The 14,751-nt window shown below is 58.0% G+C and carries 16 protein-coding genes and 1 pseudogene; 15 read left to right on the top strand and 2 right to left on the bottom strand.

Features of this window, described 5'->3' with window-relative positions; translation table 11 throughout:
* The first annotated feature begins 43 nt into the window (after positions 1 to 43).
* From JO226_RS03715 to JO226_RS03705, 3 genes and pseudogenes are all read left to right on the top strand, one after another.
* On the top strand, positions 44 to 1,489 hold the full coding sequence (locus JO226_RS03715) for a sugar porter family MFS transporter (protein ID WP_293493438.1): 1,446 nt from the start codon (positions 44 to 46) through the stop codon (positions 1,487 to 1,489).
* Positions 1,465 to 1,743 (top strand): annotated as a pseudogene (locus tag JO226_RS03710) (aldose 1-epimerase); the annotation flags it as partial. The gene JO226_RS03715 and the pseudogene JO226_RS03710, both read left to right, overlap by 25 nt.
* A 72-nt stretch (positions 1,744 to 1,815) precedes the next feature.
* Positions 1,816 to 2,967: a 3-phenylpropionate MFS transporter gene (locus tag JO226_RS03705; RefSeq protein ID WP_293493436.1), complete on the top strand. Its 1,152-nt coding sequence runs from the start codon at positions 1,816 to 1,818 to the stop codon at positions 2,965 to 2,967.
* Here JO226_RS03705 and csiE read toward each other — a convergent pair.
* Positions 2,946 to 4,226, bottom strand: a complete 1,281-nt coding sequence (csiE, locus tag JO226_RS03700; protein ID WP_293493434.1) for a stationary phase inducible protein CsiE — start codon at positions 4,224 to 4,226, stop codon at positions 2,946 to 2,948. The two genes, JO226_RS03705 and csiE, sit on opposite strands and share 22 nt — an antisense overlap.
* 123 nt (positions 4,227 to 4,349) lie before the next feature.
* Here csiE and JO226_RS03695 point away from each other — a divergent pair, with 123 nt between their 5' ends.
* On the top strand, positions 4,350 to 4,988 hold the full coding sequence (locus tag JO226_RS03695) for a DUF1007 family protein (protein WP_293493433.1): 639 nt from the start codon (positions 4,350 to 4,352) through the stop codon (positions 4,986 to 4,988).
* Entirely contained in the window at positions 4,979 to 5,959 is a 981-nt protein-coding gene (locus JO226_RS03690) for a nickel/cobalt transporter (RefSeq protein ID WP_293493431.1), read from the top strand. Before JO226_RS03695 ends, JO226_RS03690 begins: the two co-directional genes overlap by 10 nt.
* A 46-nt stretch (positions 5,960 to 6,005) precedes the next feature.
* Here the strand turns inward: JO226_RS03690 and suhB are convergent, their stop codons facing one another.
* The gene (suhB, locus tag JO226_RS03685) at positions 6,006 to 6,809 is read right to left on the bottom strand and encodes an inositol-1-monophosphatase (RefSeq protein ID WP_293493428.1); all 804 of its coding nucleotides are present in this window, start codon (positions 6,807 to 6,809) and stop codon (positions 6,006 to 6,008) included.
* A 118-nt stretch (positions 6,810 to 6,927) separates the two neighbouring features.
* On the opposite strand from suhB, the gene trmJ reads away from it, so the two are divergent.
* From trmJ to pepB, 10 genes are all read left to right on the top strand, one after another.
* Positions 6,928 to 7,659: a tRNA (cytosine(32)/uridine(32)-2'-O)-methyltransferase TrmJ gene (gene trmJ, locus JO226_RS03680; protein WP_293493425.1), complete on the top strand. Its 732-nt coding sequence runs from the start codon at positions 6,928 to 6,930 to the stop codon at positions 7,657 to 7,659.
* 161 nt (positions 7,660 to 7,820) lie between these two features.
* Positions 7,821 to 8,312 (top strand): Fe-S cluster assembly transcriptional regulator IscR, encoded by a 492-nt coding sequence (gene iscR, locus JO226_RS03675; RefSeq protein WP_293493422.1) that lies wholly within the window; start codon positions 7,821 to 7,823, stop codon positions 8,310 to 8,312.
* Between the two features lie 115 nt (positions 8,313 to 8,427).
* Positions 8,428 to 9,642, top strand: a complete 1,215-nt coding sequence (locus tag JO226_RS03670) for an IscS subfamily cysteine desulfurase (RefSeq protein WP_293493420.1) — start codon at positions 8,428 to 8,430, stop codon at positions 9,640 to 9,642.
* A gap of 26 nt (positions 9,643 to 9,668) precedes the next feature.
* A complete protein-coding gene (gene iscU / locus JO226_RS03665) occupies positions 9,669 to 10,055 on the top strand; it encodes a Fe-S cluster assembly scaffold IscU (RefSeq protein WP_013365234.1) in 387 nt (128 codons plus the stop codon).
* Between the two features lie 16 nt (positions 10,056 to 10,071).
* Entirely contained in the window at positions 10,072 to 10,395 is a 324-nt protein-coding gene (gene iscA, locus JO226_RS03660) for an iron-sulfur cluster assembly protein IscA (protein ID WP_293493414.1), read from the top strand.
* A 78-nt stretch (positions 10,396 to 10,473) separates the two neighbouring features.
* A complete protein-coding gene (hscB, locus tag JO226_RS03655) occupies positions 10,474 to 10,989 on the top strand; it encodes a co-chaperone HscB (protein WP_293493412.1) in 516 nt (171 codons plus the stop codon).
* Between the two features lie 14 nt (positions 10,990 to 11,003).
* Positions 11,004 to 12,854, top strand: coding sequence for a Fe-S protein assembly chaperone HscA (gene hscA / locus JO226_RS03650; RefSeq protein WP_293493410.1), 1,851 nt, complete (start codon positions 11,004 to 11,006; stop codon positions 12,852 to 12,854).
* A 1-nt stretch (position 12,855) separates the two neighbouring features.
* The gene (gene fdx / locus JO226_RS03645) at positions 12,856 to 13,191 is read left to right on the top strand and encodes an ISC system 2Fe-2S type ferredoxin (protein ID WP_293493408.1); all 336 of its coding nucleotides are present in this window, start codon (positions 12,856 to 12,858) and stop codon (positions 13,189 to 13,191) included.
* Between the two features lie 11 nt (positions 13,192 to 13,202).
* Entirely contained in the window at positions 13,203 to 13,403 is a 201-nt protein-coding gene (gene iscX, locus JO226_RS03640) for a Fe-S cluster assembly protein IscX (protein ID WP_293493406.1), read from the top strand.
* Between the two features lie 53 nt (positions 13,404 to 13,456).
* The gene (gene pepB / locus JO226_RS03635) at positions 13,457 to 14,743 is read left to right on the top strand and encodes an aminopeptidase PepB (RefSeq protein WP_293493404.1); all 1,287 of its coding nucleotides are present in this window, start codon (positions 13,457 to 13,459) and stop codon (positions 14,741 to 14,743) included.
* Positions 14,744 to 14,751 lie beyond the last annotated feature (8 nt).

Raw genomic sequence — 14,751 nt, 5'->3', positions numbered from 1 at the left:
TAGACTCATCCTCTCTTATGCAGCGACCAGAGGAACTGAGTGAATGAATAACGCGCAGACACATCTCAAAATGGGCTACGTCTGGACGATTTGTCTGGTAGCAGCCTGCGGCGGTTTATTGTTTGGTTACGACTGGGTGGTGATTGGCGGCGCGAAGCCGTTTTATGAAGCGTATTTCTCTATTACCGATCCGGCGCAATCCGGCTGGGCGATGAGCTCCGCACTGGCGGGCTGCGTGTTCGGCGCTCTGATTTCCGGCTGGTGCGCCGACCGATTAGGGCGCAAGCTGCCCTTGATCCTCTCCGCTATTTTATTCAGCGCCTCGGCATGGGGGACGGCGCTTGCCAGTAGTTTTGATCTGTTTGTGGTCTACCGCATTGTAGGCGGCGTGGGGATTGGTCTGGCATCGGCGTTAAGCCCGCTGTATATCGCGGAAGTGAGTCCGGCGGAAAAGCGCGGTCGCTTTGTTGCGGTAAACCAGCTGACTATCGTTATCGGCGTGCTGGCGGCGCAATTGGTTAACCTGATGATCGCCGACCCGGTGCCCGGCGGCGCGACGCAGCAGATGATTCTTGATACCTGGAACGGTCAAACGGGCTGGCGCTGGATGTTTGGCGCCGAACTGGTGCCTGCGCTGGCGTTCCTTGTACTGATGTTCTTTGTCCCGGAATCCCCTCGCTGGCTGATGAAGGCTGGAAAGCCAGAACGTGCCCGCGCGACGCTTGAACGGGTGGGTTCTACCACCTACGCGGAGCATACCCTACAGGAAATCGCCCAGACGCTGGAGAAAGACAACCATAAGGTGTCGTACTCCACGCTGCTGGCACCGCAGGTTAAACCGATTGTTATTATCGGCATGGTGCTGGCGGTGTTCCAGCAGTGGTGCGGGATCAACGTCATTTTCAACTATGCGCAGGAAATCTTCGCCTCTGCCGGGTTTGATATCAACGGGACGCTCAAATCCATCGTGGCGACCGGCATTATCAACCTGGTCTTTACGATTGCCGCACTGCCGCTGGTAGATAAACTGGGGCGTCGCAAGCTGATGCTGCTTGGCGCTTTTGGCCTGACGATTATCTATGTGCTGATCGCCGGAGCCTATGCGTTGGGTATCATGGGCTGGCCGGTACTGCTGCTGGTGCTGGCGGCTATCGCCATCTATGCGCTGACGCTGGCGCCGGTGACCTGGGTGCTGCTTTCTGAGATTTTCCCCAACCGGGTGCGCGGCCTGGCGATGTCGCTGGGAACGCTGGCGCTGTGGATCGCCTGTTTCCTGCTGACCTACACCTTCCCGCTGCTTAACGCCGGGCTGGGCGCGGCAGGGAGCTTCCTGCTGTATGGTGTTATCTGCGCGGCCGGGTATGTCTATATTCTGCGCAATGTCCCGGAAACCAAAGGCGTTACGCTGGAGGCGCTGGAAGCGCAGCTGGCGCAACAGCATACCGGGCCGCACGAAGCGCCGGGCAATACGGGCGCGACGAATGGCTGAACGTCTGTTACTCAGGGTGGAGTGGTCGCGCATGGGTACGAAATAATGAGATAGAAATCACACTTTTATCGCAAGCTCAGTGGTTAATGCTTTTCAGAATGTGCGGTCAGTCATTCCTGTGTCTGGAGCCGCAGAGTCACCCGGTAAACGCCCACCGTATGCCGGGGCAGCCGGGGCTGGTGTTGTTGCAGCAGGGGGAGGAAACGAGCCTGTCGATGTCGATTGTGGTCAATTCTGTAGCAAATCCGTGTTAATACCTTGTAAACAGGCCACTTGCGCCAGCCGGGGTTTGTCGCCAGACTATCGCCACCATTTGGGAGGATGTCATGGTCTTGTTCTCGACGCGCTGGCTGGCGCTCAGTTATTTCACTTATTTCTTTAGCTACGGCATTTTCTTGCCTTTCTGGAGCGTCTGGCTCAAAGGGCTCGGGCTGACGCCGGAGACGATCGGCATCCTGCTGGGGGCGGGGCTGGTGGCGCGTTTTCTGGGCAGCCTGCTGATTGCGCCGCGGGTCAGCGACCCTTCCCGGTTGATTAGCGCGCTGCGGGTGCTGGCGCTGTTGACGCTGCTGTTTATCCTCGCCTTCTGGGCCGGGACGTCGGTTGCCTGGCTGATGGTGGTGATGGTGGGTTTCAACCTGTTCTTCTCGCCGCTGGTGCCGTTGACCGATGCGCTGGCCAACACCTGGCAAAAACAAATCACCATGGACTATGGCCGGGTGCGGTTGTGGGGATCGATTGCCTTTGTGATCGGCTCCGCGCTGACGGGGAAACTGGTCAGCCTGTTTGATTATCACGTGATATTGCTTCTCCTGAGTCTCGGCGTGGCGTCGATGCTGCTCGGCATGTTGCTGCGTCCGTCAGTGATGCCGCAGGGAGAGTCCCGCCAGCAGGCGTCGACGGGCTGGCAGTCCTGGGCGACGCTGGTACGGCAAAGCTGGCGTTTTCTGGCCTGCGTCAGCCTGCTGCAGGGGGCGCATGCCGCCTATTATGGCTTCAGCGCTATTTACTGGCAGGGAGTGGGGTATTCGGCGTCGGCGGTAGGTTACCTGTGGTCGCTTGGCGTGGTGGCGGAAGTCATTATCTTTGCCGCCAGCAAAAAGGTGTTTCGTCGCTTCAGCGCCAGGGACCTGCTGCTGCTGTCCGCCGTCTGCGGCGTCGTTCGCTGGGGAATTATGGGGTGGACCACGGCGTTGCCGTGGCTTATCGTGGCGCAGATCCTGCACTGCGGCACCTTCACCGTCTGTCATCTGGCGGCAATGCGCTATATCGCCGCGCGCCAGGGCAGCGAGGTTATCCGCCTGCAGGCGGTGTACTCTGCGGTCGCCATGGGCGGCAGCATCGCGGTGATGACGGTGTTTGCCGGTTTCCTTTACCAGCACCTGGGGCACGGCGTGTTCTGGGTGATGGCGCTGGTGGCGCTGCCCGCGATGGTGCTGCGCCCGAAGGTGGCCGCTCAGCCCGCTTCCAGCATCTGACAAATGTGCTGACACTGGTTGTCGCTCAGTCGCTCCCCGGCGTGAATAATCGGCGGGGAGAACAGCGGCAGCGAGGTCGAGTAGGGCGTGACGACCAGCGATACGCCCTTCGGCGCGCCATTCTGTTGAAACTCGCGCAGCGTCTGGTATTTGATGCTAATCGGCAGTAGCGTCAGCTCACGCAACTGCTGCTCTATCTCCTGCTCATGAGCGGGGTCGTCTCCCGTAAGCAGCACCACCTGTTTCTCATGCAGGGAGTCTTCCTGCATCAGCCAGGCGCCGAAAATCACCGCAATGAGTCCTATCTCCTCCATCGAAAAACGCAGCGCATGGTCGACTTCGAACCCGGCTATCGCGTCCTGCGTGGTGCGCATTAACCGCGGGTACAGACGATGGATTTCATCCGGCAGGGTGTTGTCTATCCCGACGCCGTAAAGGCTGCGGTTCATGGCCTGCGCCAGGTGCACGTACAGCTGGTTGCGCAGACCCTGTCGGTCGGTGAACTGGCGGCCGGAAAGCAGCTGAAAGCGATCAATCAACTGGTTGATGGTGCGCGTCAGGCGAATATCCTGGGTATGCTGATCGCGATGCGGGTCCGGCACTTTTAGCATCATAAACAGCAGCGCAAGGAACAGATGCTCGTCCGGGTGCGGCGTTTGCAGCGTGCGTCGCTGCCAGTGGCGTACGATATCGGCCACCACCTGAAACTCGGCGCTGGCCTGCGCCCAGCGGCGCTGCAGTACTGTAAACTGAGGTGCGTTTTGCGGGGTCTGCTGCAACAGACAATATTGCAGATAGAGCCGCAGGAAGGCGACGTCCCGGCTGTCGAACTGCCGGTGAAGACTGCGCGCGCAGCGGTTAACGAGCGCATACAGGTTGGTGTCGTCATACAGTATCCGCGAAATGGAGGACTGTTTAAGCTGCGTTTTAAGCACCGGGGTAAACTGGTGCGCAATAAACTGTGGACACAGACGCAGGGCGCGACGCAGCCAGTGCAGCAGGCATAGACGCTTATCAAGTATTGTGCCTTCAATCCTGTAGCTGCCGTCTGTCTGCTTCACGATGTTGAGTCGGTGATAGCGCTGTACCTCGTGGCGTGTCTCGGCAATATCCATCTGGGCAATCTCATCATCGACGTGATTGACCCGAGCAATGTATTCTTGCGTCACGGACTGCCCTGGCAGAAACAGCATCAGCAGGATCTGACAGCGGCGCTGTGGACTGGAAAGCACAGATGGCGGTTCACTCAGGGTCATCATCTGTCAGAGTCCAGTGGCGTTTTTCGATAAGAATAGCCAAAGGTCGACGATGCGAAAGCGGGTGAGGTCACCTTTGCGTAAGGAATGCTGGAGAAGGTCACAGAATTTTTCACTGAGGAAGCGATGAAGAGAGTGAAACTGAGCGCGACGGCGGCTTTTTGCATGGTTTTATCGTGGAACGCGGCGGCGCATCCGCACAGTTTCATCACCCTGCAGAGCCAACTGGTGGCTGAAAACGGTAAGCTTACGGCCATCAATATGCGCTGGACGATGGATGAAATTACCTCGGCCGATCTGCTGTACGACGCCGGAAACGCAAAGCCAGGCGATGAGGTATGGAAGAAACTGGCGGCGGAAGTCATGGCGAACGTGCTTGGCCAGCACTACTTCACCGAATTCTGGCACGGCAAAGAGAAGGTCAAATTCGACAACCTGCCCCCTGCCTATGGGCTTTCCCGCGACGGTCATCAGGCGGTGTTGACCTTTACGCTGCCGCTGGCGACGCCGTTACCGCTGGCCGGGCAGCACTATCAGTTCGCGACCTTCGACCCGAGCTATTTTGTCGATATGCATTATGACAAGGATGCCGACGTTTCCCTCGCAAAGGGGATGCCCGCCGGGTGTCAGGTCAAGGTGCATACGCCGAAACCGAACCAGGATCTGACGGCCTACGCGCTGTCGCTGGATAAAGCCGATGCGCCGCCGGAGGATATGGATCTCGGAAAACAATTCGCACAACAGGTGACGTTGCAATGTCCTTAATGACCCCGGCGTCTCGCCGTTCGCCGCGCTGGGTTCACCTTTGGCCGCTGGCGCTGTTTTTGCTGGCCATGCTGACGGGCGGCGTGTGGCTGTGGCATCTGTGGCCGCAGGTGATGCTGAAAAGCATTCTCTGGCAGCGAGAGGTGAATCAGCAGATGAGCGGTCTGCTGCAGGCGGTGGCGGAAAACCCAACTAAAGCGGGTGGTTCTCTGCTTCTCTTTAGCTTCGTTTACGGCGTGTTGCACGCCTTAGGGCCGGGGCACGGCAAAGTGGTGATCGCCACCTGGCTTGCGACCCATCCCTCAAAACTTAAGGCAAGCATAGGGCTGACGCTTGCCGCCTCCTTGCTGCAAGGGCTGGTGGCTGTTGGCCTGACCGTCATCGTTCTGAGCCTGCTGGCATTGCCTGCGCGGGAACTGCATCTTAGCAGCTTCTGGCTGGAGAAAGGCAGCTATGCGCTGGTGGGCGTGCTGGGGTTGATGCTCTGCTGGCGGGCGTTGAAAAATTTGCGTCGCTTGCTGCGTAAGCCCGCCTTTACTGCTTTCACGCCTCATCATGTACACCATGCCAACTGCGGTTGCGGGCATCAGCATATGCCGGATCCTCAACAGATGGCGCAGGATGGCGACTGGCGCGCCAGGCTGATGATTATTCTGTCGATGGGGATGCGCCCGTGCTCCGGCGCCGTTATGGTGCTGCTGTTCAGTAAGGTGATCGGCGTTTTTGCCTGGGGCGTTGCGTCGGCGCTGGCGATGGCGGCAGGCACTTCCCTGACGATTTCATCGCTGGCGTTGCTGGTGCACAGTTTTCGTCAGATAGCGGTACGGATGAGCGGCAATAAAGCGCCGGTGCTGTGGCGGCAGATTGGCTGGACCACGCTGGCGATGGCTGGCGGTATTGTACTGTTGACGGCAGCGGTGGTGATGTGGGTGAGCGCGGTGCCGGTGGGAAGGGGATTGCGGCCATTTTAAGCGCAAGGGAAGAAACCCTCTCCCCGGTGGAGAGAGGGTAAAAACATTAACGCTTCAGCGCTTCGCTCAGTTCGTCACGCATGTTCGCCAGCATGGCTTTCACGACGCGCGGGTTACCGGCAACGAGGTTGCCCGTCATCATATAATTGTGACCGCCGGTGAAATCGCAGACCAGCGCGCCTGCTTCGCGGGCGATCAGCTCGCCTGCGGCGAAATCCCACGGCTTCAGGCCAATCTCAAAGTAACCGTCAACGCGGCCAGCGGCAACGTAGGCCAGATCCAGCGCAGCAGAGCCGGTGCGGCGGAAGTCAGCGCACTCGGTATACATTTTGCCGAGGATATTCATGTAGGAGGTGGCGTGCTGCTTGGCTTTGAACGGGAAGCCGGTCGCCAGAATGGTGCCGTCCAGATCGCGGGCATTGCTGCCGCGCAGACGGTAGCCGTTGAGCTGTGCGCCCTGACCGCGGGTTGCGGTGAACAGTTCGTTGCGCATGGGATCGTAAACCACAGCGACTTCAGTACGACCTTTAATGCGTACGGCGATGGATACGGAGAAGTGCGGCAGACGTTTTACGAAGTTGGTGGTGCCATCCAGTGGATCGATAACCCATTGAACATCCTGATCTTCACCTGCGTGTTCACCGCTTTCTTCGGTGATGATGGTGTGCTGCGGGTAAGATTTGCGAATGGTGTCGATAATAACGGCTTCTGCGGCTTTATCGACGTTGGTCACAAAATCATTGCTGCCTTTCTGGCTGGTTTCTACGGTGTCTGGCGTTTCGTAGTGCTTGGCAATTAAATTACCCGCCTTGCGCGCTGCGCGCACGGCGATGTTCAGCATCGGATGCATCGGTCTCTCTCACTGGATGTTAAAGAACGGGAAAACGGCGCAGAGTATAGCAGTGGGATCGGAATCTGTCTTCCGTTTATGGTAATATGGCCGAATATTCTTCAGACACAGAAAAACTATGCTGCAAAATATTCGAATCGTGCTGGTCGAAACTTCGCATACCGGCAATATGGGCTCTGTTGCCCGCGCAATGAAAACCATGGGCTTAACCAATCTGTGGCTGGTGAATCCGCTGGTGAAACCGGACTCGCAGGCTATCGCGCTCGCGGCAGGCGCCAGCGACGTTATCGGCAACGCGCGGATCGTCGACACCCTGGATGACGCGCTGGCGGGCTGTAGCCTGGTCGTTGGCACCAGCGCCCGTTCGCGCACCCTGCCGTGGCCAATGCTCGACCCGCGCGAGTGTGGGCTGAAAAGCGTCGCAGAAGCCGAACATGCCCCGGTGGCGCTGGTCTTTGGCCGCGAGCGCGTCGGCCTGACCAACGATGAGCTGCAAAAGTGCAACTATCACGTGGCGATTGCCGCAAACCCGGAGTACAGCTCGCTGAACCTGGCAATGGCGGTGCAGGTTATCGCCTATGAGGTGCGTATGGCGTGGCTGGCGGCGCAGGAGCGCGGCGAGAAAGTAGAACACGAAGAGACGCCGTATCCGCTGGTGGACGACCTCGAGCGTTTTTACGGCCATCTGGAGCAGACGCTGCTCGCCACTGGTTTTATCCGCGCCAACCATCCCGGTCAGGTGATGAACAAGCTGCGTCGTCTGTTCACCCGCGCCCGGCCGGAAAGCCAGGAGCTGAACATTCTGCGCGGTATTCTGGCGTCGATTGAGCAGAAGAATAAAGAAGAGTGATGCGTTTGATGATGAGCGCACAGAAGGTTAAATACCTGACTAAAACAGTCAAGTAAATAGTTGACCAATTTAGTCAGGAATGTCAGACTTGCCCCTGCTATGCAATACCCCCCATTTTAATAACAACCCCGGGCAGGGGCGAGTTTGAGGTTAAGTAAGACATGAGACTGACATCTAAAGGGCGTTATGCCGTGACCGCGATGCTGGACGTTGCGCTCAACTCCGAAGCGGGCCCGGTTCCGTTGGCAGATATTTCAGAACGTCAGGGGATTTCTCTTTCCTATCTGGAACAGCTGTTCTCTCGACTTCGCAAAAATGGCCTGGTTTCCAGCGTACGCGGCCCGGGCGGCGGCTACCTGCTGGGCAAAGATGCGGGCAGCATCGCCGTTGGCGAAGTCATCAGCGCGGTAGACGAATCCGTTGACGCCACCCGTTGTCAGGGTAAAGGCGGTTGTCAGGGCGGCGATAAGTGCCTGACGCATGCGCTGTGGCGCGATCTGAGCGACCGTCTGACCGGCTTTTTGAACAATATCACCCTGGGTGAACTGGTCAATAACCAGGAAGTGCTGGATGTCTCTGGTCGTCAGCACGCGCATGATTCGCATCGCAGCACCCGTTCGCAGGACGCCATCGACGTCAAACTGCGGGCGTAATAACGATAAAGATTTCAGAATCAGGCCGGGATGCTCCGATATCCCGTGACTCGGTCGTACATCAAGCCGGTTGCCTGATTCATTGCATTGAGTGATGTACGGAGTTTAAAGAGCAATGAAATTACCAGTCTATCTCGATTACTCCGCAACCACGCCGGTGGATCCGCGTGTTGCCGAGAAAATGATGCAGTGTCTGACCCTGGACGGAAATTTTGGTAACCCAGCTTCCCGTTCACACCGTTTTGGCTGGCATGCTGAAGAAGCGGTAGATATCGCTCGTAATCAGATTGCCGAGCTGGTCGGTGCCGATCCGCGCGAAATCGTCTTTACCTCTGGCGCGACCGAATCTGATAACCTGGCGATTAAAGGTGCCGCCAACTTTTATCAGAAAAAAGGCAAGCACATCATCACCTGTAAAACCGAACACAAAGCGGTGCTGGATACCTGCCGTCAACTGGAGCGCGAAGGGTATGAAGTGACCTACCTGGCGCCGCAGTCCAATGGCATTATCGATCTCAAAGAGCTCGAAGCGGCGATGCGTGACGACACCATCCTGGTTTCCATCATGCATGTGAACAACGAAATCGGCGTGGTGCAGGATATCGCGACCATCGGCGAAATGTGCCGTGCGCGCGGCATTATCTATCACGTTGACGCCACCCAGAGCGTGGGCAAACTGCCTATCGACCTGAGCCAACTGAAAGTGGATCTGATGTCCTTCTCCGGCCACAAAATTTATGGTCCGAAAGGGATCGGCGCGCTGTATGTGCGTCGTAAACCGCGTATCCGTATCGAAGCGCAGATGCACGGCGGCGGTCACGAGCGCGGCATGCGTTCCGGCACCCTGCCTGTGCACCAGATCGTCGGCATGGGCGAAGCCTACCGTATCGCTAAAGAAGAGATGGACACCGAGATGGCGCGTCTGCGCGCTCTGCGTAACCGTCTGTGGAACGGCGTGAAAGATATGGAAGAGGTGTACCTGAATGGCGACCTCGAGCAGGGCGCGCCGAACATCCTCAACGTCAGCTTTAACTATGTTGAAGGCGAATCGCTGATCATGGCGCTGAAAGACCTGGCCGTTTCTTCCGGTTCCGCCTGTACCTCTGCAAGCCTGGAGCCGTCTTACGTGCTGCGCGCGCTGGGGATGAATGACGAGCTGGCGCATAGCTCTATCCGTTTCTCTTTAGGTCGTTTTACTACCGAAGAAGAGATTGATTACACCATCGCACTGGTGCAGAAATCCATCGGTCGTCTGCGTGAACTCTCTCCGCTGTGGGACATGTTCAAGCAGGGCGTGGATCTGAACACCATCGAATGGTCACATCACTAATCGGTACCCAATAAGGAGAATTCACCATGGCATACAGCGAAAAAGTTATCGATCATTACGAGAATCCGCGCAACGTCGGTTCGTTTGACAACAGCGACGAAAACGTCGGCAGCGGAATGGTCGGTGCGCCGGCATGTGGCGACGTCATGAAGTTGCAGATTAAAGTCAACAATGAGGGTATCATTGAAGACGCGCGCTTTAAGACCTACGGCTGCGGTTCCGCTATCGCCTCCAGCTCCCTGGTCACTGAATGGGTGAAAGGTAAATCGCTGGACGAAGCGCAGGCTATCAAGAACACTGATATTGCTGAAGAACTCGAACTGCCGCCGGTGAAGATTCACTGCTCTATCCTGGCAGAAGACGCGATCAAAGCCGCCATTGCGGACTACAAAAGCAAACGTGAAGCAAAATAATTAAGTTGAGGTTGTTATGTCGATTACCCTTAGCGACAGCGCTGCCGCGCGAGTAAGCACCTTCCTGACCAACCGCGGTAAAGGTTTTGGTCTGCGTTTAGGCGTGCGTACCTCCGGCTGTTCTGGTATGGCCTACGTACTGGAGTTTGTTGACGAGCCGGCTGCCGAAGACACCGTGTTCGAAGACAAAGGCGTGAAGGTGGTGGTCGATGGCAAAAGCCTGCAGTTCCTCAACGGCACTCAGTTGGACTTCGTAAAAGAAGGCCTGAACGAAGGGTTCAAATTTACCAACCCGAACGTTAAAGATGAGTGCGGCTGCGGCGAAAGCTTCAACGTTTAATCGCGTATCACCTAAGAGACCCCACCGCAGATAAGCTGTGCGTGGGGTTTGCTTTAACAGGCTATCCCTGGAATTGTTATGGATTACTTCACCCTCTTTGGGTTACCTGCCCATTACCCGATTGATACCCAGGCTCTGGCGGCCCGTTTCCAGGATCTGCAACGGCAATTCCACCCGGACAGATTCGCCAGCGGCACGCAGGCGGAACAGCTGGCCGCGGTACAGCAATCAGCGACTATCAACCAAGCGTGGCAGACGTTGCGCCATCCGCTTACCCGCGCCGAATACTTACTGTCGCTGCATGGTTTTGACCTGGCAAGCGAGCAACACACAGTACGCGACACCGCATTTCTGATGGAACAGCTGGAGTTGCGTGAAGAGCTCGACGACATCGGCAAAGCGAAAGACGAGGCGCGTCTTACCGCCTTTATCCAACGCGTGAAAATGATGTTTGACGCGCGCCATCAACGGATGGTCGAACAATTGAATAACGAGACGTGGGACGTGGCGGCGGATACCGTGCGTAAACTGCGTTTTCTCGATAAACTGCGTAGCTCTGCAGAACAACTCGAAGAAAAGCTGCTCGATTTTTAATTTCGGAAGCAATTATGGCCTTATTACAAATTAGTGAGCCTGGCATGAGTGCCGCGCCGCATCAGCGCCGTCTGGCCGCAGGCATTGATTTAGGCACCACCAATTCTCTGGTCGCGACCGTGCGTAGCGGTCAGGCCGAAACGCTGCCTGATTATCAGGGGCGCCATCTGTTGCCATCCGTGGTTCATTATCAGCCCCAGGGCCACAGCGTGGGCTACGACGCGCGCGCCAACGCCGCGCAGGATCCGGTTAACACTATCAGCTCCGTGAAGCGGCTGATGGGCCGCTCGTTGGCGGATGTCACGGCGCGCTACCCGCATCTGCCGTACCAGCTGCAGGAAAGCGTTAACGGCCTGCCGATGCTGGCGACCGCCGCGGGTCTGCTTAACCCGGTACGCATCTCCGCCGATATCCTGAAAGCCCTGGCCGCCCGCGCGACCGAAGCGCTGGCGGGCGATCTCGACGGCGTGGTGATCACCGTTCCGGCCTATTTTGACGATGCTCAGCGTCAGGGCACTAAAGATGCGGCGCGTCTGGCGGGGCTGCACGTGTTGCGCCTGCTTAACGAGCCGACGGCGGCAGCGATTGCCTACGGCCTTGACTCCGGGCAGGAAGGCGTGATTGCCGTTTACGATCTCGGCGGCGGCACCTTCGATATCTCTATTTTGCGCCTCAGCCGCGGCGTGTTCGAGGTGTTGGCGACCGGCGGCGACTCCGCGCTCGGCGGCGATGATTTTGACCACCTGCTGGCGGATTATGTTCGCGAACAGGCAGGGATCACGGACCGCAGCGACGCGCGTTTGCAGCGTGAACTGCTCGATGCCGCCATCGCGGCGAAAATCGCGTTGAGCGATGCCGGGGCGGTGACGATGGATATCGCGGGCTGGCAAGGCGAGATTACCCGTCATCAGTTCGACGAACTTATTGCACCGTTGGTGAAACGCACGCTGCTCTCCTGTCGTCGCGCGCTGAAAGACGCGGGCGTTGAGGCCGACGAGGTGATCGACGTGGTGATGGTCGGCGGCTCCACGCGCGTACCGCTGGTACGCGAGCGCGTCGGCGAATTCTTTGGCCGTACGCCGCTGACCGCTATCGACCCGGACAAAGTGGTGGCTATCGGCGCGGCGATTCAGGCGGATATCCTGGTCGGTAACAAGCCGGACAGCGAAATGCTGCTGCTCGACGTTATCCCGCTCTCTCTGGGGCTGGAAACCATGGGCGGCCTGGTGGAGAAGGTCATTCCACGCAACACCACCATTCCGGTGGCGCGCGCGCAGGAGTTCACCACCTTTAAAGACGGTCAGACCGCAATGTCCATCCATGTGATGCAGGGCGAGCGCGAACTGGTGCAGGACTGCCGCTCGCTGGCGCGTTTTGCGCTGCGCGGTATTCCGGCGATGCCTGCGGGCGGGGCGCATATTCGCGTCACCTTCCAGGTGGATGCCGACGGTCTGCTGAGCGTGACGGCGATGGAAAAATCCACCGGCGTTGAAGCGTCGATTCAGGTGAAGCCATCCTATGGCCTGACCGATGGCGAAATCGCCAGCATGATTCAGGACTCGATGAGCTACGCCGAGCAGGACGTACAGGCGCGTATGCTGGCCGAGCAGAAAGTGGAAGCGGCGCGCGTGCTGGAAAGCCTGCACGGCGCGCTGGCGGCAGATGCTGCGCTCCTCAACGCCGACGAACGTCAGGCGATTGATGATGCGGCGGCACACCTGCAGGCTGTCGCCGCGGGGAATGACCCGGAAGCCATTAAAGAAGCGATTAAAAATATCGACACACAAACCCAGGACTTTGCCGCACGCCGAATGGACCAGTCCGTTCGTATGGCGCTGAAAGGCCAGTCCGTGGACGAGGTTTAATATGCCAAAGATTGTTTTTCTGCCTCATCAGGACCTGTGTCCGGATGGCGCTGTTCTGGACGCGAATACCGGTGAAACTATCCTCGACGTTGCGCTGCGTAACGGCATCGAGATAGAGCACGCCTGCGAGAAATCCTGCGCCTGCACCACCTGCCACTGCATCGTGCGCGAAGGGTTTGACTCTCTGGCGGAAAGCTCTGAAGACGAAGACGACATGCTGGACAAAGCGTGGGGTCTGGAACCGGAAAGTCGTTTGGGTTGCCAGGCGCGCGTGACCGACGAAGATCTGGTAGTCGAAATCCCGCGTTACACAATCAACCATGCACGCGAACATTAACAGAGGTTAGTATGGGACTGAAGTGGACTGACAGCAGGGAAATCGGCGAGGCGCTGTATGACGCTTTTCCGGATCTCGATCCTAAGACCGTGCGATTCACCGATATGCATCAGTGGATTTGCTCCCTCGAGGATTTTGAGGACGATCCAAACGCATCCAATGAAAAAATTCTGGAGGCGATTCTGTTAGTCTGGTTAGATGAAGCAGAGTAAATCACTTAGCGGGCTGCCTTCAGGCGGCCCGTTTGCTAATAAGGATAAATAAAATGACCGAAGCGATGAAGATTACGCTCTCTACCGAGCCTGCCGATGCGCGCTGGGGCGAAAAAGCTACCTGGAGCGTGAATACCGACGGCATCACCCTGCACCTGAACGGGAAAGACGACCTGGGGCTGATTCAGCGCGCTGCGCGCAAAGTCGACGGCCTGGGGATTAAGCATGTCTCTTTGAGCGGCGAAGGCTGGGATACCGATCGCAGTTGGGCGTTCTGGGCAGGCTACAAAGGCCCGAAAGGCACCCGTAAAGTCGACTGGGCTGACCTGGACGCGGCACAGCAAAAAGAGCTGGAAAACCGCCTTGCCATCATCGACTGGGTGCGCGACACCATCAACGCACCTGCCGAAGAACTGGGGCCGGAACAGCTGGCGCAGCGCGCGGTCGACCTGCTGTGCGGCGTCGCCTGCGACAATGTTCGTTACCGCATCACCAAAGGCGAAGACCTGCGCGAGCAGAACTATCTCGGCATTCACACCGTGGGCCGTGGTTCAGAACGTCCGCCAGTGCTGCTGGCGCTCGACTTCAACCCAACGGGCGATGATAATGCACCGGTATACGCCTGCCTGGTGGGCAAAGGCATCACCTTTGACTCCGGCGGTTACAGCCTCAAGCAGAGCGCGTTCATGGACTCCATGAAGTCCGACATGGGCGGCGCGGCGCTGGTGACCGGCGCGCTGGCGTTTGCCATTACCCGCGGCCTCAATAAACGCGTCAAGATGTACCTCTGCTGCGCCGACAACATGGTCAGCGGCAACGCCTTCAAGCTTGGCGACATCATCCGCTACCGTAACGGCAAGAACGTCGAGGTGATGAACACCGACGCGGAAGGCCGCCTGGTGTTGGCCGATGGCCTGATCGACGCCTCTGCGCAGAAACCGCAGTTCATCATCGATGCAGCAACCCTGACCGGTGCGGCGAAAACCGCGCTCGGCAACGACTACCACGCGCTGTTCAGTTTTGACGATGCGCTGGCGTCCCGCCTGATGGCGAGCGCGTCCGCGGAAAACGAGCCGTTCTGGCGTCTGCCGCTGGCTGAATTCCACCGTAACCAGCTGCCGTCGAATTTCGCTGAACTGAACAACACCGCCAGCGCCGCCTTCCCGGCAGGCGCCAGCACTGCGGCTGGGTTCCTTTCTCACTTCGTTGAGAACTATCAGGAAGGCTGGCTGCACATTGACTGCTCTGCGGCCTACCGCAAAGCGGCGGTTGAGCAGTGGGCCGCCGGTGCAACCGGGCTTGGCGTACGCACCATCGCTAACCTGCTGACCGCAGAGTAATCGTCTTT

It is taken from the genome of Pluralibacter sp. (assembly GCF_019237635.1).
Taxonomy (GTDB): domain Bacteria; phylum Pseudomonadota; class Gammaproteobacteria; order Enterobacterales; family Enterobacteriaceae; genus Enterobacter_B.
Note: the sequence above shows the minus strand (reverse complement) of the source record. Positions and strands in the feature narration are given on the sequence as shown.